Here is a 22,960-nt window from a genome sequence, read left to right on the forward strand (position 1 = left end):
GTGCATTTCGTTGAAACCAGGCAACCGAACTAGAAACCCGTTCGCCAACATGAACGTCAAACAGCAAATGATTCTTCTGTTCGTCGTGATGGTGATTCCCTTATTTATCCTGAATGCCTACGGCAACTACAAAGCCGATCAGATCTTGAAGCGGAACGTCACCAATGCTTATATCGAGCTCAACAAACAGAACTTTCGGCTGATCACCCGGGACATTGAAGCGATCAACAAAGTAACGTCTACCGTGTTCCAGCATCCGTTGCTTCAGCAGCTGAATCCCAGTGGCGAAGGGACGGAAACCGTCCTGGAGCGGGTCAAAAATTACGAAAAGCTGGAGACGTTGCTGTTCAATTATTCCCAGGAAACCGACCAGCGCGAGCCGCTGTATTATTCCCTTTACGTGTATGATCCGTCCAACGCGTATTTTTTTGCCCCCTATTATCCGGAGGCGCGGAAGGCGGGCGTCTATTTCTTTCTCGAACAGGAGAAGCCGGAGTGGTTTGAGGAAGCTGTCGCAAAAAAAGGAAACGGTTACCTACGCCTGATCGATCATTTGTCCCCGCCTACGCAAGGGCAGCAAAACCAAAAAACGCTTGCGTATGTCCGGGCGATCAACAGCATTTACAAAAACGGCACGATCGGCGTGCTCGTCGTCTCCAACGTCGACGGCCGCATCGGCGAATCGTTGCAAACGGTCTCGATCCCGGAAGGGGAGCTGTATTTTACCGATTGGGGCAACCGCATCCTGACTTCGACGCCAGCGGAGACGCCGTCCGGGGCAATCCTGAATCTGCCGCCGGAGGCCGATCTGGGGGATTCCCTGATTGGAGTGAAGGACGTCATCACCGATGATTTTATTTATGTCATTAATTATAATTACGTCCTACAGCAGAAGCTTGTTTATAAAGTGCCTGTCAAGGCGCTGTTACAGCAACAAAACGAAATCAAACGAATCATCCAGCTCATCTCTATCGCTTATTTTGCGGTGGGTCTGGTGCTGATTTTGTATTTCTGGCGGTCGCTCATGACCCCGATCCAGAAGCTGGTTTATTTCGTCCGCCGCTACGAGCCGGGCAACGTAGTGCCGGAGACGCCGCACCGCGATCGCAATGACGAGGTCAGCGTGTTGATCTCCACGATTTACGAGATGGCGCGCCGGCTCAACGGGCTGATTCATTATAAATACCAGATGGACATCAAGCAGAAGGAAGCCCAACTGCAAATCCTGTACCAACAAATCAACCCGCATCTGCTGTACAACACGTTGGAAAGCATCTATTGGAAAAGCGCCATGGAGGGAAACAACGCCTCCGCAGAAATGATCAAGGAGCTGTCTAAGCTGATGAAGATCAGCCTCAGCCGCGGCCGGGAGCTGATCACGCTGGAGGAGGAGCTGGAGCACGCCTCCGCTTATATCAAGCTGCAGGAGCATCGGTACGAGTACGGATTCCGCGTGACCTGGGACGTGCCGGCCGAGTTGAATGCCACTGTCATTCCCAAAATCACGCTCCAGCCGCTCATTGAGAATGCCATCATTCATGGTGTTAAGCATATGGGGGAAGACGGCGAAATCGCCATCCGCGCCGAAGCGGACGATGCGCAGGGCCTAGTTCGCATAACAATAACCGACAATGGATATAAACCGGTTGATTTCGAGGCGATCGACAGGCTGCTTAATGACGAGACGCCAAGCCCGTCCTTCGGTTATGGGATCCGCAACATCCATCAACGGCTCCGGCTGCACTTTGGGGCGGAGTACGGCTTGAAGTACGCGGGGAGAGCTGAAGGCGGCACCGCAGTTACGATTACCTTGCCCCTCGCGGCCGACCGAAACGAATGACGAACAGGGGGAACAAGCACATGTATAACATTTTGGTCGTCGACGACGAACCGTTGATTTGTAAAGGATTATCCGGGCTATTGACCGCCTCGGGTCTTGATATCGGCCAGATCTACACTGCATATAACGGGCATGAAGCGCTGGATTACGTGAGGATGGAGGATATCGATTTGCTGGTCACCGACATCCAGATGGGGGAAATGAACGGGATCGAGCTGATGCAGCAGGCGAAGCTGATCAAGCCATGGGTACAGACGATCATTATCTCGGCGCACGAAACGTTTCAATACGCGCAAATGGCAATCCGGCTAGGGGCCAAGGATTATTTGATCAAGCCGCTGAACAGCGAGCAGTTCCTCGATTCCGTGCGCAACGCGCTACTGAAGATGGATAAGCCGATGCCGCAGACCGAGGAGTGGTTGTCCGGGGGAGCAGAACACTTCCGCATGGTGGAGCCGCTCCCGGAATCTGGCGATCGGCTGAGCCGCCTTTTGCGCGAACCCTCCGAAGGAGATCAAGAGCAGCAGACCGCCGAAGCCGAGCGGTTGGGGCTTACCGGGCCGTATTTTTCCGTGATCAAGATCAAGCTGGTCATCCCCGCTGAGAAGGAGCCGTCGGCTGACCAGGACGAGGATACCCGCCTATTCCGCTACGCGGCGCTGAATATTGTCAACGAGCTGCTGCATCAGGAGTGGCGGGCGGCGTCTTTTTACACTCGGAGCCTGGAGATGGCCCTCATCCTGCAGTGGAACGAAGCGGAGTATGCCGAGCCAAACCTCAACAAAATCAACCAGCTCGAAATGCTGGGCCGCAGCCTGCACCATCATATTCACAAGTATCTTGGCTTGCTATGCACGGTTGGGATCAGTCAAATTCTCAAGGGCGCGGGGTTCTTGGATGCACTGAGCCGGCAGGCGGACAAAGCGATGTTGTGGGGTGGGGGACACGGGGATTACCATGTGTTTTATTACGGCGACTTCAACTGGCATAACTATACCCAGGACCCTTCCACCGAGGAGTTGACGACACAGAGCAACCGGATCGTGGAGAGTGCCAAGAAGTATATCGAGGAGAACTACCGGCAGAAAGGGTTAACTATTCATGAGGTGGCCCGCAGCAACCATGTCAGCCCCAATTATCTAAGTTACCTGTTCAAGAAAAATACCGGCTATAACCTTTGGGAATATGTCATCAAGCTGCGGATGGAGGAAAGCAAAGCGCTGATTCTGAACACGGACCTGCGTCGATACGAGATTGCCGAACGCGTGGGCTACGAGTCGCCCGAGCATTTTAGCAAGATATTCAAGAAGTATTTCGGTGTCAGCCCCACGGAGCTGAAGAAATAACGATGAAGTAAGAACGACTATAGTTCACATAGTTTTAGACATGTTCGCCTGGGATCCTCTTTTTTACAATGGATAGAGACACTACGTAGAAAAGAGGGAGAAAGATGGGGGAACCCGTGATTTCACCGGGGAACATGCAGCAGGACACGGTTAGGGCGGACGTTATGCGGTCGCCGCGGCGGGGATCAAACTGGAAGAAGTACATGTGGGGTTATCTATTCCTGATTCCGGCGATTGCCATATTTATCGTGTTCTTATGGGTCCCGATCATCAAAGGGATGGTTTACAGCTTTTATAATATCGATTTCGTCAAAGGCAACACGTTTGTCGGAATGGACAATTACGTGAAGGTGTTCAACAACCCCGACGTACTTCTGTCGGTTCGCAACACCTTGTATTATATGCTTCTTTGCTTGGTGATCGGCTTTTGGGTACCGATCGCCGCATCGATCGCGATTTCCGAACTTCGCTGGTTCCAGGGCTTCGCGCGCATTGCGGCGTACCTCCCGTTTGTCGTGCCGGGCGTCGTCCTGTACGGGATGTGGCGCTGGATGTACGACCCGGTTGGGCCGATCAACGCATTGCTTGGATGGTTTGGGGCCGATCCGGTATCCTTCGTCTCCGACGGCAGGTGGTCGATGGTCTCGATCGTCTTTATGGAGACGTGGCAGCAGTTCGGTTCGGCGATGCTGATTTATTTGGCCGGGGTGCTGAGCATTCCGCGGGACTGGTACGAAGCGGCGGAAATCGATGGAGCCGGCGTCTGGGCCCGGATCAAATATATTACGCTGCCCTCGATGCGGAACTTGATCGTGCTGATGTTGATTCTGCAACTGATTGGCACTTCTCAGGCTTACCAATCGCAGCTGGCTTTGCTGGACGGCGGTCCAAACAAAGCAACGTTGACCTACGCGCTCTTGACGGTCAAATATGCCTTTACCCAGCTCGACTATGGGGCAGGGACTGCGCTGGGCGTCCTGATGTTCCTCGTGCTGAGCGTGCTTGGCGTGCTGCAATACAAGCTGAACAAGGAGGAGTACTGATATGAAAGAAAGAGGCATCCTGTCGCCCTCCGATTTGCAGAAGCCGCTTAATAAAATCGTTTACGGATTTATGGTGTTGTGCATCGCGGTTATGGCTTTTACGATGTTATATCCAATCGCAATGACGATGTTCAACGGGCTCAAAAGCAATCAGGAGGTCAACTCGTTCCCGCCGCGGTTTTTGCCGCAGGAGTGGCATTGGGACAATTTTCCGAAAGCTTGGGGTTATATCGATCTGCCGATGTTTTTGAAAAATACCCTGCTGATCTTCGGCGGTAACCTGCTGATGACCATCCTGGTACTGGGCCTCGCCTCGTTCAGCATTTCGCGTATCCGCGTGCCGTACAGCCGGGCGATATACTTCTTCATTCTGCTCACGTTGTTTATTCCGGCCTCGAGCTACATGATCCCGAACTTCGTGAACCTGAAGGAGTTGGGGCTGTTGAACTCTTACTGGGCCTTCTGGTTGCCTGCCGGGGCAAATGCGTATTATTTCCTTCTGATGAAAAACTTCTTCGACGGCATCCATCCAGAAATCTTCGAGGCAGCCCGGATTGACGGGGCTTCCGAGTGGACCAGTTACTTGCGGATCGCGGTACCGCTGTCGGTGCCGATCTTTGCGACGCTGGCGATCTTTATTTTCTCCACGGCCTGGAATGACTGGTTCTGGCCATCCCTGGTCATGCATACGGAAGACAAGTACACGCTGGCGACGGCGATTTACAAGTATGTGATTAACGCGCGGAATATGGACAGTAGCCTCAAGTTCAGCATTTTGTTCATGGTCATGATTCCGCCGATCTTCGTGTTCCTCGGGTTCCAGAAGTTTATCATGCGCAGCGTCAACTTGTCCGCGGTCAAAGGATAGGTAGTTCAAAAAGTAATCTTTCCATGACGAAGCAGAAAACCTGACTTTTTGAACCTTCATTGTAACGATCGTAGGCCTGCACATGAAAGTCATAAGATCACACATCGATTGCGAAATCGTTCTCTTTTATGATGAACATGCAAGATAACCTAACTTTTAGAAAAGGGGAGTTTCAATGCGCAAGTTTTCAGCGGTGTTGATGTGCCTGATGCTGTTCGGCTCGTTGCTAGCGGCCTGCGGTGGAGGAAACAACAAGGAAGCCCAAAATAACGGCGGGAATGTGGCGGCCACGGGCAACAACGGGGGAGGCAATGCCGAACCGGCTGCGGGAGAAGCCGATGACATCACGCAGCGCAAAGTTACGATCAAAATCCACTATCCGCTGCCGGACGAAACGACGCTCCGCCAGCAGGAGGACGATAAAATCGCTCGCTTTCAGGCCAAGTACCCGAACGTAACGATCGTGAAGGACGACTGGCAGTATAGCGTCAACGAAATCGGCGTGAAGATGGCGTCCAACGAAGCGCCAACCTTCTACAATACTTGGGCAACGGAAGCCCAGTTCCTGGTCGAACGCGGCTGGGTTGCCGACATCACGGAGCTGTGGAACAACTGGGAGTACAAGGACGAAATTAACCCGGTGCTGCAAAACCAATTTATCGTTGACGGCAAGGTGTACGGGATCACCCAAAACGGTTACGTCACTTCGACCGTAGTCAACAAGAAGCTGCTGGACGATAAAGGGATCGCTGCTCCAGCGTTCGACTGGACTTGGGATGACATGTACAACGTAGCCAAAGGCGTCGCTGATCCGAAGAAGGGCATTTCGGGGATCGCTCCGATGGGCAAAGGCAATGAAGCGGGCTGGAACTGGACCAACTTCCTGTTTGAAGCCGGCGGCGACATCGAAACGAATGAGAACGGCAAAGTGACCGCCGTCTTTAACTCCGAGGCCGGGGTGAAGGCGCTGGATTTCTACAAGAAGCTGAGATGGGAAGCCAACGCGATCCCGCAAGACTGGGCGCTGGGCTGGGGCGATGCCGTCAGCTCCTTCCAACAAGGCCGGACCGCGATGGTGATCGCCGGGGCGTTTGACGTCATTCAAGCGGCGCTGAACGAAGGCGGCATGAAGCCGGAGGACGTCATTGCTTACCCGATGCCTGCTGCAGAGAAGGGCGGCAAACATTATGGCGTTCTGGGCGGCAATTACCTCGTCATCAATCCAAATGCCACGAAGGACGAACAGGAAATGGCGTTCCGCTATATCACGTTTGACTACTTCACCGATGACGCTTTGAAATCGGTCGAAGACACGATCAATGCCCGTAAGGCTGAAGGCAAATACTACGTGCCGACGCCGCTGGAATATTTCAGCGAAGATTCCGACTACGCCGGCAAAGTGAAAGCCATTTACGACAAGTACGACAACGTGTACAAATACGATCCACAGTTGTTCAGCCTGCTGGAAGGTAAGCCGGAAGCGCAGTTCGGCACGCAGGACTACTACGCGACGATGTCGAACGTCGTGCAGGAATCGTTCTCGAAGAAGGGCACCGATTCCAAGAAACAGCTGGATGTCGCAGCGAAATACGTACAGGAGAATTTCTTCGATAAAATTCAACCGCAATAAGCGGCAGGTTGCTAAGGAGCCTCCCCGGGTGGTCCGTTTGGACTGTGGGGAGGCTCTTTTTTGCGTTGAATGTGTCTGAAGGAGAGCGGTAAAGGTTGGGGTGCGGGAGAATGGAGAGTTGAGTTGCTCATTTGGCGCTGGAATAACACCAAAAGATGCGGCGGCAGGCGGGGAGTGGGAGCTAGAGTTGTGGACGGTGAAATCAATGCTAACGGAACGGAGAGACGTTATTTCTCATTTTAGGCGTGGATCAATGCTTGTTTGGGCCAAATAGCGTCATCTGGTTCCGTTAGGCTGGGAAATGGTCGGGAAATGGACGAATAAGGTCATTTGGTTCCGTTAGAGGGGGAGAGGGGCGGAGTTAGCAGAGGCGGAAAGAGTGTGGCCGCTGAGGCGAGTGAACGCATACTGCCGAGTTTCGATGGATCACGCCGCCGCCGCCGTTTTGTCCTTTTGCTGGCGCGCGCGGGCTTGTCGGCCCAGCACCAGGCCAACGAGCGAGGCCATCATCTGCTGGAACACCATGCCCAGCACGACCGGGACGGCCACCGGAGCAGGGAAGTAGGTGACAGCCAGCACTGCGCCGGCGCTGATGTTGCGCATGCCGCCATTGAAGACGAGCGCCACCTTGTCGGACTCGTTTAGGCCAATCAACCGGGACAAGCCGAAGCCAAGCACGTAACCGATCGCCGCGAGCGTAACGATGATGGCGGCGAGGCCCAGCAGCCGCGGGCTAAAGTCGGTTAGATAAGGAGCGACAACTGCACCGTTGATCGCCACGACGGCAGCCATAGCTAGCTTCGAGAACGGGTTCAACCAAGGTCCACAGGAAGCGATCACCCGACCTTTCGTCCATTGGTTCAACAGCATCCCAACCAGCGACGGGACGACGATCATCCAGAATAGGCTGGTCATCATCGCAGCGGCGTCGAGCTGCACACTCGCGCCGACTAGCAGCGACAGGATTCCGGGCACGACAAACGGTGCCAGCAGTGTATCGATTAGGATGATCGACAAGGTCAAGGCGATGTTGCCTTTGTAGATGCTGACCCACACAAAGCTGCTGACACCAGTTGGAATTGCTGCAGCGAGAATGAAACCGGTAATCGTATAGAAATCCCCGGGAAACGCCACATGCCCCATCCCCATGGCGATCAGCGGCATGGCGAGGTGGAGGATGAACAGGCAGAGCACCAGGGGAAGCGGTTTTTTGAGCACGTTCAAGAAATCCTTGAAGCTTAGGCTGATGCTCCCGGCAAAGGTCATGAAAGCAAACAGCCACGGAGACCAGGAGGTGTATGCGGCAAGTTGGCTCCCGCTAAGAACGCCGATCAATATGCTGGCAGGCGTGATTAGTGGCATAAGTTTGTTTAGTTGTCGATTCAACGTTTGCAGCAAATTCATCGTCAGGTCATCCTTTGGATTATAAGCTTCTTGTAGTATAGAACGTTCGCGGAGAATCGTAAATGGGACGGAGCCGGGATAGCACTTGAACGAAAAAAAGTCTGCCTGATCGTAACCGAACCAGGCAGACTTAGTAGGTTTAGCGGGTAATTTCCTTAAACGAAGCCTCGGCAGCCTCCAAGGTGAAGTTGATGTCGGCATCCGTGTGCGCCGTCGTCAGGAACCAGGCTTCGTATTTCGACGGAGCGAGGTTGACGCCGCGACGGAGCATGGCGCGGAAGAAGGCGGCGAACGCTTCGCCGTCCGTGTCTTGCGCCTCGTCGTAATTCGTGATCGGGTGGTCGCAGAAGTGCGTGGAGAACGAGCCGCGAATCCGGTTGATCGTCAGCGGCACTCCAAGACGGCGGGCCGACTCGGACAGGCCGTCGGTCAATTTTACGGCGAGACGGTCCATCTCATCGTAAACCCCGGCGCCCTGCAGCACCTCGAGGCAGGCGATGCCGGCGGAGATGGAAGCCGGGTTGCCCGCCATCGTCCCGGCCTGATAGGCCGGACCGAGCGGCGCCACCTGTTCCATGATCTCCTTGCTGCCGCCGTACGCGCCGATCGGCAGCCCGCCGCCGATGATTTTGCCGAGGGCGGTCAGATCGGGCCGGATCGCTTCGTGATTTGAGAGGCCGGCGTACGTTTGCGCCGAGCCGTAGTGGAAGCGGAAGGCCGTAATGACCTCGTCGTAGATGACGAGGGCGCCGTACTGCCGTGCGAGCCGGCAGAGCTCTTCCAAGAACCCGGGCTTCGGCATCACCATGCCGAAGTTCCCAACGATGGGCTCGACCATGACCGCGGCGACGTCGTCGCCCCACTTGTCGAGCGCCTCTTTCAGCGCCGTAGCATCGTTAAACGGCACGGTGATCACCTCGTGTGCGATGCTGGTCGGAATGCCGGCGCTGTCGGGGATACCCAACGTAGACGGGCCGGAGCCGGCGGCCACGAGCACGAGATCGGAATGGCCGTGGTAGCACCCGGCAAATTTGATGATCTTGTTGCGTTTCGTATACGCGCGCGCAACGCGGATCGTGGTCATGACCGCTTCCGTGCCGGAGTTGACGAAGCGCACCTTGTCCATCGAAGGGATCGCTTCCTTCAGCATGACGGCCAAGCGGATCTCCAGCTCCGTTGGCGTGCCGTATAACGTACCGTTCGCCGCCGCCTCTTGGATGGCCTTCGTGATATGCGGATGGGCATGTCCGGTAATGATCGGCCCGTAAGCCGCTAAATAATCGACGTATTTATTATCGTCTACGTCCCAGAAATACGCGCCCTCGGCTTTTTTCATAAAAACAGGCGCCCCGCCGCCAACCGCCTTGAAAGAGCGGGAGGGGCTGTTGACGCCACCTACGATATGCTGCAATGCTTCTTCGTACAATCGTTCCGATTGCGATCGGTTCATATTTCTATACTTCCTTTCTGGTTGAAGAATTGGAGAGAACTAGTTTGACAGATGCACCGGTGATCCAACTGCAAAAGTACATTTGATTTACCTGAAAACCGGCGTTTTCGTGCGATCAGCTGCAATAGTGCGGGATAGGTCACCAAAAGTGACTTTTAAGAGGAAATGAACTGCACTTTTACATCCGGCGAGCCCATAAGAGCGGTTTTCACCAAAATGAACTGCACTTTTACATCTCGTTGCAATTGGTGGTGCGATTAGCGCGCCTTTAGAGGCGCCAGCCTCAAGGGCTGGCCGCCTCCAGATTCGCGTCGTTACCGGCGTTCGCTCCCGTCCGGCTAGAGCCGCTTCCACCAGCACCGGCATCGCCGCTGCTGTCGTTGCTCCCCGTTCCGCCGGGCTCGCTGCCGCTTTCGGCCCCGTCGCCGGTGCCCGTTTCTTCGCTCTTATTAAATACGTCCTGCACGTATTGCTTTAATTCATCTTCGCTTCGGACGCCCAGCACGGACGAACCGCCAACGCTTTTCTCGACCAGCAGGTCCATCGGCGGAATTTGCTCGCTGGCGGACATCTGCGCGTCATACCCGACGGTGGCCAGCTTCCACATATCTTGAACCGACAGATTCGTGTCGATGTAAGGATTGATTTTCTCTAAAATCGAAGGTAATTTCATGATCGAGGTCGTCGATTTCAGCTTATCCGCTACGGCCTTCAGAAAATTGCGCTGCCGCTCGGTCCGGGTGTAATCGGAGAGGGCGTCGTGCCGGAAGCGGACGTATTGCAGCGCGGTTTTGCCGTCGAGGTGCTGCTGTCCTTTTTTTAAATCGATGTCGTATTCATGGTTATCCGCTTTGCTGGTGTAGTGCATATCTTTTTCCACGTAAAAATCCACCCCGCCGACCGCATCCACCAGCTCGATGAATCCTTGGAAGTCGGTATACACATAATATTGAATCGGGATGCCCAGCAGGTCGGAGACCGCCTGCATGGCCGTATTCGGACCATGGGTGATCGCCGTATTGATCCGATCCGAGCCGTGCTCCGGAATTTCCGTATACGTATCGCGCAGAATCGAGAAGAGGTAACCCTTCTTGCTCACCGGGTCTAGGGATGCGACCAGCATCGTATCGGAGCGGGGGATTTCCCCTTTCTTCAAACCGCGCGCATCCACGCCCATCAACAGGATGTTCACGCGTTCCGTGCCTTCCCATTTCGGCGGTTCCGGCACTTTCGTCTCGGTTGGCTGCACGTTATAGAAAGGAGACTGCTCTCCTTCTTTTTGAAAATTGTCCACTTGGTTGTAGATGGCGGTAAAATAGTATGCCGCAAAGGCGGCCAGGACGACGACCACTCCGATCACCGACCAGAGAATCGCCCGTTTTGTGCGTTTCGTCATTGGGTTCGTTCCTTTCAGATCGTACGATAAATTCGGTTTCTATTATAGATATACTACATATCTTTACATTATAATTTTTTTTGTAAATACAATCAATTTCAGGGTTGGAGAGGCCCGAGGAGGAGTTCACATGTCGGAACAACCGCAGGAAGTGCAAATCGGCAAGCCCGTTCCGGACTTTCGGTTACCCGCAGACAGCGGGGAGGACATTTCGCTATCGCAATTTCGCGGCCGCAAGGTCGTTCTTTATTTTTATCCCAAAGATTCAACCCCGGCTTGCACCCAGGAGGCTTGCGATTTTCGCGACCTCGCCCAGGCGTACGGGGAGTATGGAGCCGTGGTGCTTGGAATCAGCGGGGATACGGTAAAATCCCACGGAAGGTTCGTCCAGAAGCAGGGGCTAAATTTTCCGCTTCTATCGGACGAGTCCCATGAAGTGTGTGGGTTATTTGGCGTGTGGCAGCTAAAAAAAATGTACGGTCGCGAATTCGAGGGCATCGTTCGTTCCACGTTCCTCATCGACGAGGAGGGCAAGCTTCTCCGCGAATGGCGCGGTGTCAGAGTGAAAGGGCACGCCGAGCAAGTATTAGAGGCGCTTCGGGAGACGAATAAGATGTAAGTCGGGGGCTAGGTTTATGCGCCAGGTCACCCCTTTTGTCAAGCGACAAGGGGTGATTTTTTAATGCCTTTGGCAGCGAATCCGGAAGTCTATTTGCGTTTCTACCTTCATACAATCTACCAGATAGGCCATGGATTCATAGAAAAGAATTTGATCCTAGCTGCGGAGGTAGAAGGTCGATGAAACAAAGAAGAATTTCCGGACTTATGCTGGTTCGTATGATGCTGCTTACACTGGTGCTGATCGCTGCGATTGGCGCCCCGCTGGGCTTTCAGCCGCAAGGCTTGCCCGAGGTGAAAGCCCATGCCATGAAGGAACAAGCCGCGGTGGGATCCGCGACCCATAAAGTGAATCTCGCTACACCCCAGAAGGTGCAAACTGTAAATCATTCAGCCGTTGGCACGGCCGCGATACCGGCGGCTTTGGCGTCGGCTAAACCGAAGAAGAAAGTCGAGACGTCTCAGGAAACAAAGAAGAAAACGCAAGGCAAGACGGTGTACCTAACCTTTGATGATGGGCCAAGCCCGCATACGGATCAGGTGCTTGAGATTTTGCGGCAGGAGAAGGTCACCGGCACCTTCTTCGTGCTTGGTCAGCAGGCCAAGCGCTACCCTGAGGTGATCCGGCGTATCGTCGACGCCGGTCACGCGTTGGGAAATCACACGTATAATCACGACTATGATGCGCTGTACGACAGCTTTGGCCATTTCTGGAAGCAGGTCAAGGCAACGGAGGAGGTGCTGCGGGAGATCACGGGAACCCGTACGCCGCTGGTACGTGCGCCGGGCGGGACGTACGGGCATTTTGACAAAACGTACTTTAGCTTGTTGGAACAAGGCGGGTATAAGGTTTTTGACTGGAATGTGGACAGCGGTGATTCTAAACGCAAAGGCGTTCCGGCGGACGAAATCGTAAGCAACGTTAAGAATGAGAAGCCCCAGGACCAGGTGATCGTATTGATGCATGATGGAGGGGGACATGAAGAAACCGTCAAGGCATTGCCGGAAATTATCCATTACTATAAAAAACTAGGTTATGAGTTTTCAACATTGTCCGCGGAGCAGAAGCCCGTTCAATTCACGCTGGATCGGGGGATTGGCAAGAAAAACCGCCCTGCACCTTCAGCCGAATGGGTAGCATCCAATGTGGCTCCCAATGCGGCTTTGTTTGAACCGGAGCTGCCGTTGACGGTGGAAGCGGGCAGTGTGCAAATGCGTCTGGATGCCGGGGAATATGAAATGCTAGACGGCCAGTATCTGGCACCTGTTCGCACGGTGATGGAGCGCCTCGGCGCCGAAGTCTATTGGAGCGAGGCGACGCAAAGTGCCTTTATCGAATGGGGGGAGGCCTCCGTCATCGCCGATACGCGTCGCGGGGTGCTGACCGCCGAACGCAAGGATGGATCGGTCGTCGAATGGGAAGTGAGGTTTGACCGCAAAGCGCAGGCGTTATGGATTCCGTTGCGTCCGCTGCTGGAAGCATTGAACCATCCGATCGTCGAGGCGGTTTCGACTGCAACCGAACGGCGGGTTTCGGCACTCTAGCAAGAGCTGGTCGCGAGCTGGACGTATCCTTTCTCTCTTCCATGTCTATTTTCGCTAGTTTCTGGGGAAACTGGTTGATAGATTACGGCCATGGTTTAGAAATGGAGGGGGAAGTCACGATGAATCACGATCAAGCGCAGGCGCTGTTGGAGCAGCTTGTTCACAAAGTGGATCGGGTGATTGTAGGGAAAAAGAAGGAGATCGAGCTCGCGGTGGTGGCGATGCTGAGCGGCGGTCATATTCTGCTAGAGGATGTACCCGGAGTGGGTAAAACGATGTTGGTTCGCACGTTGGCGGCCTGCATTGGCGGTTCGTTTGGCCGCATCCAATTTACGTCGGACCTGTTGCCTTCCGATGTGACCGGCGTAACGGTATACCATGCGCAAAGCGGTCAGTTCGAGTTTCGACCCGGACCGGTGTTTGCGAACGTCGTGCTGGCCGATGAGATCAACCGGGCGGCGCCGCGAACGCAATCCGCGTTATTGGAAGCGATGGAAGAACGGAAAGTGACGATTGACGGAGTTACGCGGGCATTGCCGAAGCCGTTTCTGTTGCTGGCTACGCAAAATCCGCTCGAATACGAGGGGACCTATCGCCTGCCGGAGGCACAGTTGGACCGTTTCCTCATGCGGCTTACGCTGGGGTATCCCCAGCCGGAACAGGAGGTAGCTATGCTCAGCCGGATGCAGGATCCGCCAAATCCCGCTGAGTTGAAGCCGGTATTGCTTCCAGAGGAAATGGCCGTGATGCAGCGTCTGGTGCGGGGCGTCCTGGTAGACGATGTCATCAAGCGCTATATGGTTGGAGCCGCGGACGTTTCACGGCGTCATCCGCAAATTGCGCTGGGCTTAAGTCCGCGCGCGACGCTCGCCTGGATGGGCGCTGCACAGGCGATGGCGTACTTCAAGGGGCGGACGTTCGTCACGCCGGACGATGTGAAGGCCGTTGCACCCGCCGTGCTAACGCACCGGATCGTGCTCCGGACCGAAGCCAAACTCGCCGGCATCGATGGAGAGCAGGCGCTGGCGAGTGTGCTCTCTAAGGTCAATGTGCCGATTTTCGCGCGGGCATCGGGGAGTTCGTCATGAAGAACGCGGGATGGGGATGGCCGGTAGCGATCGTGTTCTTGGGAACTTTAGGGGGCTGGTATGCATGGCGAGGCGGGGCATCAGCCTTGTTCTTATTGGTGTTGGCTGGCTTTGTCATGTTGCAAGGCGCGCTGGTGCAAGCGCTAGGCCCAAAGCGCTTTAAGGTCGAGCGTGCCTGGCAGCCGGAGTTCCCGGTTGCCGGTGAACCGGTCACTATCACGTTGAAGGTTCGCTGCGAAGGAGGGCTACCGCCCATCTGGTTGCAGGTTGAGGATGAGCTGGCTGGGGCCGCTGCTGGACAAGGAACGAACCGCCCGGGGGTCCGGGGCGGTAGTTTGTTTTTCGCCGGATTCCGTCGGGATTATCGGGCTATGTATACGATTCAAGGCTTGCCTCGGGGGGTCTACAAGGATATGCCCATACGGTTGAGTTGGGGCGATTCCTTCGGTTGGTTTAAACGCAGCCGTGGCACCGCTGCAGCCGAGGTGATGGTTATTCATCCCGCGCCCCTGGCGGCGGATCCGCCGGAAGCAGAGGAGCGGGGCGAGCAAGAGGGCGGCGGGGCTTGGCAGCCCCAACTGGTCATGTCTTCCCCGGCGCCTGGCCGTTTGAGGCCTTATGCACCGGGAGATCCGCTGCGCCGAATTCATTGGAAATACTCCGCGAAAAAGGGAGAGTTGCTCTCCCGCATCCCTGAGGAACAAGGCGTGATGCCGAGGTATTTGCTGTTGAGCGCGCAGCAAGGGGAATACTCGAATCCCGCGGGCTTTGAGCTGGCGATCTCAGCTGCCGCAACTTGGCTGCGTCGTGAGGCCGGCGATTCGGGCGCTAGTGAGCTCAGGTTCAGCCACGGAGCGATGGCCGGCCCCTGCCGGGTCACCGGTCGCGAGGGCATGATGAGCGGCCTGGAACAGCTCGCCGGTCTTCGACGGGGGGACGGCCTATATGCAGGAGAACTGCTCCGCAGGGATTGGTCCGAGGTGCTATCCCAAGGGCAAAGCCTTACGGTTATCACGGGTAGGCTTACGACTGAATTGGCCGGAGACTTGCTGCATTTGGCTGAGCTTGGGGTGACCGCGGAGGTTTGGTGTGCCGGCGGTCTCGGCGGATCGGGTCAACCGATCCCACTGGCGGGTCGGCTACGGGAGCGGGGCGTCATGGTAGTGGATCTCACGTTGTATCGAACGAAGTCCCGGCAGAAGGAGGCGAGCGAGCATGTCAGCGCCTAAACACGTAGTGCTCACGACCGGAGGGACCTTAGCGGCGGCGATTCCTTCTCGGCGAGGGAGCCATCCTGCGCCTTCGACCATCCTGCGGATCCTGATCACGCTGCTGCTTTTCGGATTGTTCGGGGAATGGTTGTATCCCTTGCACGCGATGATGCCGGATAGGCAAACGGAGCTCATTCCGCTGTTCTTTATTCTCACCGGGGCATTGCTGCTGTTCGGTAGCCTGCGTCTTCCGTCCGGACTATTTGCACCGTTACCGCCGCTGCTGATCGCCGGAGCCATGCTGTATCTCTTCGGACGGGAAGAAGGGGTATCCTGGTTTAGCGGTTACGCGCAAACGATCGCTGCCGATCTGGACGAGTTTTTGAGCACGGGAAGGCTTTACGCCATCAGTATGGAGACACGGGCGCTGCTGTTATTGATCGGCTGGACACTGCTGGTCGTATCCGTACAAATGCTGGCGCTCTCGCGCCAAAGCATTTTGTTATTCTTGTCAGCTACTGTGATTTATTTGTTGGTACTCGAGGCAGCCGTGGGCCTGGAATTGTATTTAGGTGTCATCCGCACGGCGGCGCTGGGTCTGGCGTTGCAAGCGGCGGCGTTCCATCGCGGCGAGTCCGGGGCGAGCCGGGGAATCGGGAGCGTTGCCGGCGGGGGCGTCGTGCTCGTTTGCGTTGCCGGCGCGGCGCTGCTCAGCTCGTTGCTGCTGCTGCAGCCGGTGCGGGCGATCTCTTGGGAGCAGGTCGCCCGCAGCTTGTCGGACTGGAGCGGTGCCGAGCTGACCGGACAGCCGGGCGGTGCCGCGGCGGTCAGCGTATCCGGCTACGGCCGAGACGACTCCAAGCTGGGCGCGCCGCTGCGCCTGCGCCATGACCCGTATTTTACGGCGTTGTCGCCGTACAATACGTACTGGCGCGGCGAAAGCAAAAGCGTGTACACCGGCCGGGGCTGGATTCAACCGGCCGGAGAAGGCTCGCCCACGATCGCCGGGACGGAGCGCTCCGGCGACCTCGCGGGCGATATGGCCTTAGGCGCTGCCGCCGCTGCCGTCGCCGGCGTCGACACCGGCCGGGAGCTGATCCGCCAAACGGTGACGTTTGAAGCGCCGTTGACAGGGCGGGTGGCCCTGCTGTCGGGCGGGCTTCCGGTCCAGGCGGAACGGATCATCGCCGGAGACCAGAGTCAGTCGGTGCAGTTGGAGCCCCGGTTTGACGCCTGGGCGGATGCCTTCATCGTCGATTATGCCGCCTCGGCGGAGCAGATTTACGGCTATGAGCTGACCTCTTCGGTGCCGACAGCGTCCACAGACGAGCTGCGCCAAGAGGAGGGGCCGGACCCGCTGGAGGTCCGGGACCGCTTTCTGCAATTGCCGGAGGCTCTGCCGGAGCGGGTACGGAAACTTGGCGAACAGCTTGTCGCCGGAGAAAGCAACCGCTATGATGCGGCAGCCGCCGTCGAGAGTTACTTGAAGCATCGTTACGCCTATAGCCTGGATTCCCATCAGCCGCCGGAAGGGGCCGATTTCGTTGACCGCTTTTTGTTCGTCGACCGCATCGGCTATTGCGATCATTTCTCGACGGCGATGGTCATCCTGCTTCGCAGCGGCGGGGTCCCAGCCCGTTGGGTCAAGGGTTTCGCTCCGGGCGAACCTGTGTCATCAGCCGCTACGACAGCTGCCGAAGCGGACAGCAGAGTGGCACCTGCATCCACCGTTGGCGGCACCGGTTCCGTTGAACTGCATCGGTATACCGTGACGTATGCTGATGCGCATTCATGGGTGGAGGTGTATTTTCCCGAGACCGGTTGGGTTGCCTTCGATCCGACGCCGGGGTTCGGCGCATCCATGGTTTTAGGCGTCAACACTTTAGCGGATCATGGGCTAAGTGGCGCAGTTGCTGAGGCGACTTTTCCGCTGTTAGCCAAAGCAACCGAGGTGGCCAAGCTCCTGCAGCCGAAACTAACCGATCTAGCCGCAAAAAAGTTCGCCGCGATGAATCCGAAGCTGCGCTTGTTCGATTGGACCGTCCTGGCGCTGGGTGTCGGTTTCGTATTGCTGCTGGCGAGGGAAGTGAAGCAACGCAGACACTTGCTCCCGCTTGCCTTTGGACGCCTGCGCCTGCGAAGTGCCTTTCCTGGACGCCGTGAACTGTTGGCTTCGGCGGATCGGGTGTGGCGCGAGCTGGCAATCGTCTACGGACCTAAACCTGCGTCTATGACAGCCCGGGAATACCTCCAATCCGCGCTTCTCGCGGATCAATCTCAAGCCGAGTCGACTGAGCAGTTCGTGCGGACCTGGGAGATGATCTACTACGGGGGATTGCGGCCAGAGCGAAAGGAAAGCGTGAAGTTCCTGGAACAATGCCGGAATTTGGCCTTTCGTCGCCGCTGAAGTTAGCGCCGGGCTTCCTTGACGACCTCTTTTGTCGTTTCGTATAATAGGTGTCATAATTTGAGGGAGGCTCGGTCATGAATAAGCCAAATGAAATGATTGTGGTCCTTGATTTCGGAGGACAATACAATCAGTTAATTGCAAGAAGGATCCGCGACTTAGGCGTGTATAGCGAACTAATGCCGTTTAATACGCCGGTGGAACGCCTGCGGGAAATCGCGCCGAAAGGAATCGTGTTTTCGGGCGGACCGTCCAGCGTTTACGCGGAGGATGCCCCGCACATCGACCCGGCCGTGTACGATATCGGCGTGCCGATTTTCGGCATCTGTTACGGCATGCAGTTAATGGCGCACCAGCTTGGGGGCAAGGTGGAACGCGCAGCGAAACGCGAGTACGGCAAGGCAGACGTCGATTTTGCGGAACATTCGGCATTAACCCGCGGGCTCGATGCGAAACAGACGGTTTGGATGAGCCATGGGGATCACGTGACCCAGCTTCCGGACGGCTTCGTGGTTGATGCTTCAACGGAGCATGCACCGATCGCCGGGTTCGCCAACCCGAACCGCAACATGTACGGCGTGCAATTCCATCCGGAGGTTCGTCATTCCGTGCACGGTAACGAGATGATCCGTAACTTCCTTTACGAGATCTGCGGCTGTGAAGGCAACTGGAGCATGGAGACGTTTATCGAGGATGCCATGCGCGATATCCGCGACAAGGTTGGAGACGGCAAAGTACTGTGCGCGTTGAGCGGCGGCGTTGACTCCTCGGTCGTAGCAATGCTGATTCATAAAGCCATCGGCGACCAGTTGACCTGCATGTTCATCGACCATGGTCTGCTGCGTAAGGGGGAAGCGGAGAGCGTGATGGAGACCTTCGTTGGCAAGTTCGACATGAAGGTCGTCAAGATCGATGCGCGCGAGCGTTTCCTTTCGAAGCTGGCTGGCGTTGACGATCCGGAACGGAAGCGGAAAATCATCGGCAACGAATTCATTTACGTCTTTGACGAAGAGTCGGCTAAATTCGATGACTTCAAATTTCTGGCTCAAGGGACGTTGTATACGGATATTGTCGAGAGCGGAACCGCGACGGCCCAAACGATCAAATCGCACCACAATGTGGGCGGGCTGCCGGAGGACATGAAATTCAAGCTGATCGAGCCGCTGAATACGCTGTTCAAAGACGAAGTGCGCAAGGTCGGCGAAGAGTTGGGATTGCCTCGGGAAATCGTATGGAGACAACCGTTCCCGGGACCGGGACTCGCCATTCGCGTTTTGGGCGAAGTGACCGAAGAGAAATTGAAGATCGTTCGGGATTCCGATTACATCCTGCGCGATGAAATCGCCAAAGCCGGACTGGATCGTGAGATCTGGCAGTACTTTACGGCGCTGCCGAACATGCGTAGCGTAGGAGTTATGGGCGATGCCCGTACCTACTCTTACACGGTAGGCATCCGTGCCGTAACGTCCATCGACGGCATGACCGCTGACTGGGCGCGTATCCCTTGGGATGTGCTGGAGAAAATCTCCGTGCGTATCGTTAACGAGGTTGAGAACGTGAACCGCGTTGTTTACGACATTACGTCGAAACCGCCGGCGACGATCGAGTGGGAATAGGTTGAAAAATAACGAATGCTCTCTTTTAGATGCCGGTTCAGGCAAATTAAAGAGAGCATTTTTTTGTGGGGTTATTTTTGAACAGAGGTTTCGATATTCAGGGTCGTTTTTTTGCTGTCCCAGCTCATTTTAGCCCCCAGCAGCACGGGAAGATCACGTGCCCAGATGTAGGTCGTCCCCGAAAAGGTATAGAAATGCGGCACAGCCTTCCCTTTTAGGGTTGGGTTTTTTTTAACATTGTCGTACTTGACTTCAATCCCCAGCAAGTTGCTGACCGATCGCAGCGGAACGTAAGTGGCACCGTCAAAAACCCGTCCCGGTCCGGCGGTTTTTCCGTTTACTTTGATTTGGACGACTGCCGCCTTCGCAAACATTCGCTCATCTGGGATACGGGTGACGTAGACGACTTCCTTTTTAATTAACTCAGGTGCCCCCTTCGGGTATACCTGGACCTCGTGTTTACCTGTCACATTTCCGAAAGTAGCGGTAACCTCTGCTTTTCCTAACGCGACCGCCTGGATATTTCCGTAAATGGGTGACGTAATAACCTGCTGATTGGTCGTGTCCCATGAAGTGAATTCCGTGATATAGGACGTGTCTCCATTATTGAAAATAGCCAGCGCGTTTAGCTCCGTGCCGCTGTTCAAGCTTACGTTGAAAGGATCAGAAGTGGGCGGGAGAGTGCCACGAACAATCTCAATTTGTTTAGGAATGCCGACATAAACCTTCGCGTACGTTGACTCAAACGCTTTAAAGGAATTTCCTGCGGCATCCTTTAACACCGTTTCTTCAGCAAGAACATTGATCGAAGTATTCTGAGTCGGAGCTTCCTTGTTCACCGTAAGGTAAAATGAAATAAAGGCTTCATCCTTCTCGGAGTGGATGAACTTGTTATTTAGGGCGGAGATCGACAAAATCACTTCTTGTCTGCCATCCGCAGGATCTAGATCGACTGGATAGGGAGCTTCAATGAGATAATCTTTAGTCTCGTACGTTTTGGATGGAATAACATAAGTATCGGCTCTCCATATGTATTTTCCAAGAGTCTCATCAAAGCGTACTTTGCCCTCGGTATTAAACGCTTTTTCATCATAGCTTAAGGTAAGCACCGCTGACCGGAGCTTTTGGTTCTCATGCGTGAGATCGGATAGCTTAACGTTGATCATCACGCTGCTGCCGGGAATCAGGGAGGTCTCTCTCGTTGCAACCTCAATGGACACCTGATTCGAGCCGGCTGCAGAAGCTATGCCGGTTATGCCGAGAAGCGACAAAAGCAAGGCAAAAGCCAGTAGAGTTCGCGCCGTCTTTCTTAATAGATTCATAAAACAACCCCCATACCAGAATATAACAGGTATATCGGTTATTTTTGAATACGATGTAAATCTTCACGATTTCTTCAAATGGCGAACAATACAAGCTCAATCTTTATCGAATATTCGTTTTTTCTGTTGACAATTTGGAGGCCTCGGCCTAGAATAAGTGATGTGATAAGCCTTCGTCATGAGGCTTGTCAGGAGATCGACAAAACAACATAGTCCTTTTCGTATAATTCCGGGGATGGGCCCGGAAGTCTCTACGAGGTCACCGTAAATGATCTGGCTACGAAAAGAAGAAGCGTATTTTTGGTGCAGGTTAGGCGAAGCTTCGGGATCACCCGAACTAGATTGCCAGCTTGCTTCCTTCTCTGAAGCCCGTAGGCTTTCAGAACGGTTGCGTTTCTTCTGGACGTACGGTAACCCGAGGGATGTCACCTCGGGCTTTTTGTCGTTTTCCGAAGGGAATTCAATAAAGTAGTGCGGAAACGCCGGCTTTTTGAACCTTGATTGTCATATTCTAAGGGGGAGTAATTTTATCATGGATCGGTTTTTTAAACTGAAACAGAACGGTTCGACAGTACGTACGGAGATTATGGCAGGCCTGACCACGTTTATGGCGATGGCCTACATCCTTACGGTCAACCCTAACACGCTGACGGCTTTTGGTCAGATCGATATGGGGTGGTATTCTGTTTTCTTGGCAACGGCGCTTTCCGCCGGGATTTTCACGATCGCCATGGGCCTGTTCATTAACTTTCCTGTAGCGCTTGCGCCGGGCATGGGTCTTAATGCATATTTTGCTTCCGTTATTCTTTCGTCGGCAACAACGGATCACCCGTTTACTTGGGAAATGGGCTTGACCGCCGTATTCATCTCGGGTTTGATCTTTATCCTGTTAACCTTAACTAAAGTTCGTCAAATGCTGCTTGACGCCGTTCCGGATTCGCTGAAGCATGCGATTACGGTCGGGATTGGGTTGTTCATTACGATCATTGGTCTGAAAAACAGCGGACTGATGACGGTCGGCGTCGAAGCCGGCAGTGATATTGCGGCGCACACGTTTACGGATGTTCTTTCCTTTGAAACCGTCATCCACTTGGGCAGCCTGGAAAATACCGACGTTCAGCTCGCTTTGATAGGCTTATTGCTCATCGGTATTCTGATGGTCCTGCAGGTTCGAGGTGCGATTCTGCTGGGGATTCTGGGAACCACGATCGTCGCTTTGCTGATGGGTGTTGTCGATTTCGGTACTCTGTCCGATCCGCAAACGCCTTGGGTTCCGGACTTCACGCAAATTAATTTCGCGCGGTTTGACTGGGATGGTATTCTGCATACGGGGATTATTTCCGCCATTGCGACGTTTACTTTCGTGGAATTGTTTGATACTTTCGGCACTTTGGTAGGCACGGCTTCCCGTGCAGGTATCATGAAAAATCCGGAAGAAGGCAAAAAACGTGTCGGCAAAGCCATGCTGGTTGACGCAGCGGCTGTTACCGGCGGTGCTTTGCTGGGGACTTCGACAACGACCGCATACGTCGAAAGCGCGGCGGGCGTAGCTGAAGGCGGACGTACCGGCCTTACCGCCGTTACGACGGGTGTTTGCTTCTTGGCGGCACTGTTCTTGGCTCCAATCGCGGCTTTGATTCCAGGTTCCGCTACGGCGGCGGCCTTGATCATCGTCGGCGTACTGATGGTTCAATCGATCAAGGAGATTGATTTTACCGATATGGTCGTAGCAATTCCGGCATTCTTGACTGTAACGATGATGCCTTTCACCTATAATATTGCGAACGGGATTTCGTTCGGGATCGTGTTTTATGTGGTGCTGGCTTGCGCAGCCAATCTGCTCGGCAAGAAAAAATACAGCATTCACTGGTTGATGTGGGTATTGTTCGTCCTCATTATTCTTCGTTACATTTTCCTTGGCAGCCAAGGATAAGTACGAAACAAAGGCCTCTCAAGCCTGCAGTCCCTTTAGGGAATGCAGGCTTCTTTTTTATATAGTAGATACTCGAATCCGGATGACGATTTCCAAGTATTGTATTTGTGTTTGTTCCCGAGGTTTGGTATATTATAAAAGTCGCTCGCAGCGATAGGCATTTACGAAAAATAAACGAACTTGATTCAAAAAAAAGTTCTTGCTTTTGAGTGGATGTCTTGATATAATATAAGAGTTGTCGCT

General features: G+C 54.7%; 16 protein-coding genes and 1 riboswitch. Of the genes, 12 read left to right on the forward strand and 4 right to left on the reverse strand.

Going from position 1 to position 22,960, the window contains the following annotated elements; all coding sequences use genetic code 11:
- Nucleotides 1–49 precede the first annotated feature (49 nt).
- The 5 genes from IM700_RS20795 (at nucleotide 50) to IM700_RS20815 (ending at nucleotide 6,727) form a co-directional block, all read left to right on the forward strand.
- Nucleotides 50–1,840 carry a sensor histidine kinase gene (locus IM700_RS20795; RefSeq protein WP_193418824.1) on the forward strand — a complete coding sequence of 597 codons (1,791 nt, stop codon included), beginning with the start codon at nucleotides 50–52 and terminating at the stop codon, nucleotides 1,838–1,840.
- Between the two features lie 20 nt (nucleotides 1,841–1,860).
- Nucleotides 1,861–3,186: a response regulator transcription factor gene (locus tag IM700_RS20800; protein WP_193418787.1), complete on the forward strand. Its 1,326-nt coding sequence runs from the start codon at nucleotides 1,861–1,863 to the stop codon at nucleotides 3,184–3,186.
- A gap of 104 nt (nucleotides 3,187–3,290) precedes the next feature.
- Complete coding sequence (locus IM700_RS20805; RefSeq protein WP_418888801.1) at nucleotides 3,291–4,229, forward strand: carbohydrate ABC transporter permease; 939 nt, start codon at nucleotides 3,291–3,293, stop codon at nucleotides 4,227–4,229.
- Between the two features lies 1 nt (nucleotide 4,230).
- Nucleotides 4,231–5,097 (forward strand): carbohydrate ABC transporter permease, encoded by an 867-nt coding sequence (locus IM700_RS20810; RefSeq protein WP_155607209.1) that lies wholly within the window; start codon nucleotides 4,231–4,233, stop codon nucleotides 5,095–5,097.
- A gap of 175 nt (nucleotides 5,098–5,272) precedes the next feature.
- Nucleotides 5,273–6,727 carry an ABC transporter substrate-binding protein gene (locus IM700_RS20815; RefSeq protein ID WP_193418785.1) on the forward strand — a complete coding sequence of 485 codons (1,455 nt, stop codon included), beginning with the start codon at nucleotides 5,273–5,275 and terminating at the stop codon, nucleotides 6,725–6,727.
- A gap of 426 nt (nucleotides 6,728–7,153) precedes the next feature.
- Here the strand turns inward: IM700_RS20815 and IM700_RS20820 are convergent, their stop codons facing one another.
- The 3 genes from IM700_RS20820 to IM700_RS20830 form a co-directional block, all read right to left on the reverse strand.
- Nucleotides 7,154–8,125: a bile acid:sodium symporter family protein gene (locus IM700_RS20820; RefSeq protein WP_193418820.1), complete on the reverse strand. Its 972-nt coding sequence runs from the start codon at nucleotides 8,123–8,125 to the stop codon at nucleotides 7,154–7,156.
- Nucleotides 8,126–8,270: 145 nt separating this feature from the next.
- Nucleotides 8,271–9,581, reverse strand: coding sequence for a glutamate-1-semialdehyde 2,1-aminomutase (locus IM700_RS20825; RefSeq protein WP_193418782.1), 1,311 nt, complete (start codon nucleotides 9,579–9,581; stop codon nucleotides 8,271–8,273).
- Between the two features lie 283 nt (nucleotides 9,582–9,864).
- Nucleotides 9,865–10,977, reverse strand: coding sequence for an LCP family protein (locus tag IM700_RS20830; protein WP_193418780.1), 1,113 nt, complete (start codon nucleotides 10,975–10,977; stop codon nucleotides 9,865–9,867).
- Between the two features lie 130 nt (nucleotides 10,978–11,107).
- On the opposite strand from IM700_RS20830, the gene bcp reads away from it, so the two are divergent.
- The 6 genes from bcp to guaA all read left to right on the forward strand — a co-directional run bounded on the left by bcp (nucleotide 11,108) and on the right by guaA (nucleotide 19,462).
- The gene (bcp, locus tag IM700_RS20835) at nucleotides 11,108–11,596 is read left to right on the forward strand and encodes a thioredoxin-dependent thiol peroxidase (protein ID WP_193418777.1); all 489 of its coding nucleotides are present in this window, start codon (nucleotides 11,108–11,110) and stop codon (nucleotides 11,594–11,596) included.
- Nucleotides 11,597–11,775: 179 nt separating this feature from the next.
- Nucleotides 11,776–13,140: a polysaccharide deacetylase family protein gene (locus IM700_RS20840; RefSeq protein WP_193418775.1), complete on the forward strand. Its 1,365-nt coding sequence runs from the start codon at nucleotides 11,776–11,778 to the stop codon at nucleotides 13,138–13,140.
- A 119-nt stretch (nucleotides 13,141–13,259) separates the two neighbouring features.
- Entirely contained in the window at nucleotides 13,260–14,228 is a 969-nt protein-coding gene (locus tag IM700_RS20845; RefSeq protein WP_193418773.1) for an AAA family ATPase, read from the forward strand.
- Nucleotides 14,225–15,457, forward strand: a complete 1,233-nt coding sequence (locus IM700_RS20850; RefSeq protein ID WP_193418771.1) for a DUF58 domain-containing protein — start codon at nucleotides 14,225–14,227, stop codon at nucleotides 15,455–15,457. Before IM700_RS20845 ends, IM700_RS20850 begins: the two co-directional genes overlap by 4 nt.
- Nucleotides 15,444–17,846, forward strand: coding sequence for a DUF4129 domain-containing transglutaminase family protein (locus IM700_RS20855; RefSeq protein ID WP_193418769.1), 2,403 nt, complete (start codon nucleotides 15,444–15,446; stop codon nucleotides 17,844–17,846). Before IM700_RS20850 ends, IM700_RS20855 begins: the two co-directional genes overlap by 14 nt.
- A gap of 77 nt (nucleotides 17,847–17,923) precedes the next feature.
- Entirely contained in the window at nucleotides 17,924–19,462 is a 1,539-nt protein-coding gene (gene guaA, locus IM700_RS20860) for a glutamine-hydrolyzing GMP synthase (protein ID WP_193418767.1), read from the forward strand.
- A 71-nt stretch (nucleotides 19,463–19,533) separates the two neighbouring features.
- Here guaA and IM700_RS20865 read toward each other — a convergent pair whose 3' ends face one another.
- Nucleotides 19,534–20,784 (reverse strand): hypothetical protein, encoded by a 1,251-nt coding sequence (locus IM700_RS20865; protein WP_204801188.1) that lies wholly within the window; start codon nucleotides 20,782–20,784, stop codon nucleotides 19,534–19,536.
- A gap of 199 nt (nucleotides 20,785–20,983) precedes the next feature.
- A riboswitch (purine riboswitch) is annotated at nucleotides 20,984–21,084 on the forward strand.
- 232 nt (nucleotides 21,085–21,316) lie between these two features.
- On the opposite strand from IM700_RS20865, the gene IM700_RS20870 reads away from it, so the two are divergent.
- Complete coding sequence (locus tag IM700_RS20870; protein ID WP_193418764.1) at nucleotides 21,317–22,717, forward strand: NCS2 family permease; 1,401 nt, start codon at nucleotides 21,317–21,319, stop codon at nucleotides 22,715–22,717.
- The last annotated feature ends 243 nt before the right edge of the window (nucleotides 22,718–22,960 follow it).

Source organism: Paenibacillus rhizolycopersici (genome assembly GCF_014947195.2).
Classification (GTDB): Bacteria; Bacillota; Bacilli; order Paenibacillales; family Paenibacillaceae; genus Fontibacillus; species Fontibacillus rhizolycopersici.

What these genes read in the sequence shown, in the direction of transcription:
- IM700_RS20810 (WP_155607209.1), top strand. Translation starts at nt 4,231, where the DNA reads ATGAAAGAAAGAGGCATCCTGTCGCCCTCCGATTTGCAGAAGCCGCTT.
- IM700_RS20800 (WP_193418787.1), top strand. Translation starts at nt 1,861, where the DNA reads ATGTATAACATTTTGGTCGTCGACGACGAACCGTTGATTTGTAAAGGA.
- IM700_RS20840 (WP_193418775.1), top strand. Translation starts at nt 11,776, where the DNA reads ATGAAACAAAGAAGAATTTCCGGACTTATGCTGGTTCGTATGATGCTG.
- IM700_RS20830 (WP_193418780.1), bottom strand. Translation starts at nt 10,977, where the DNA reads ATGACGAAACGCACAAAACGGGCGATTCTCTGGTCGGTGATCGGAGTG.
- bcp (WP_193418777.1), top strand. Translation starts at nt 11,108, where the DNA reads ATGTCGGAACAACCGCAGGAAGTGCAAATCGGCAAGCCCGTTCCGGAC.
- IM700_RS20795 (WP_193418824.1), top strand. Translation starts at nt 50, where the DNA reads ATGAACGTCAAACAGCAAATGATTCTTCTGTTCGTCGTGATGGTGATT.
- guaA (WP_193418767.1), top strand. Translation starts at nt 17,924, where the DNA reads ATGAATAAGCCAAATGAAATGATTGTGGTCCTTGATTTCGGAGGACAA.
- IM700_RS20870 (WP_193418764.1), top strand. Translation starts at nt 21,317, where the DNA reads ATGGATCGGTTTTTTAAACTGAAACAGAACGGTTCGACAGTACGTACG.
- IM700_RS20805 (WP_418888801.1), top strand. Translation starts at nt 3,291, where the DNA reads ATGGGGGAACCCGTGATTTCACCGGGGAACATGCAGCAGGACACGGTT.
- IM700_RS20845 (WP_193418773.1), top strand. Translation starts at nt 13,260, where the DNA reads ATGAATCACGATCAAGCGCAGGCGCTGTTGGAGCAGCTTGTTCACAAA.
- IM700_RS20815 (WP_193418785.1), top strand. Translation starts at nt 5,273, where the DNA reads ATGCGCAAGTTTTCAGCGGTGTTGATGTGCCTGATGCTGTTCGGCTCG.
- IM700_RS20825 (WP_193418782.1), bottom strand. Translation starts at nt 9,581, where the DNA reads ATGAACCGATCGCAATCGGAACGATTGTACGAAGAAGCATTGCAGCAT.
- IM700_RS20855 (WP_193418769.1), top strand. Translation starts at nt 15,444, where the DNA reads ATGTCAGCGCCTAAACACGTAGTGCTCACGACCGGAGGGACCTTAGCG.
- IM700_RS20850 (WP_193418771.1), top strand. Translation starts at nt 14,225, where the DNA reads ATGAAGAACGCGGGATGGGGATGGCCGGTAGCGATCGTGTTCTTGGGA.
- IM700_RS20865 (WP_204801188.1), bottom strand. Translation starts at nt 20,784, where the DNA reads ATGAATCTATTAAGAAAGACGGCGCGAACTCTACTGGCTTTTGCCTTG.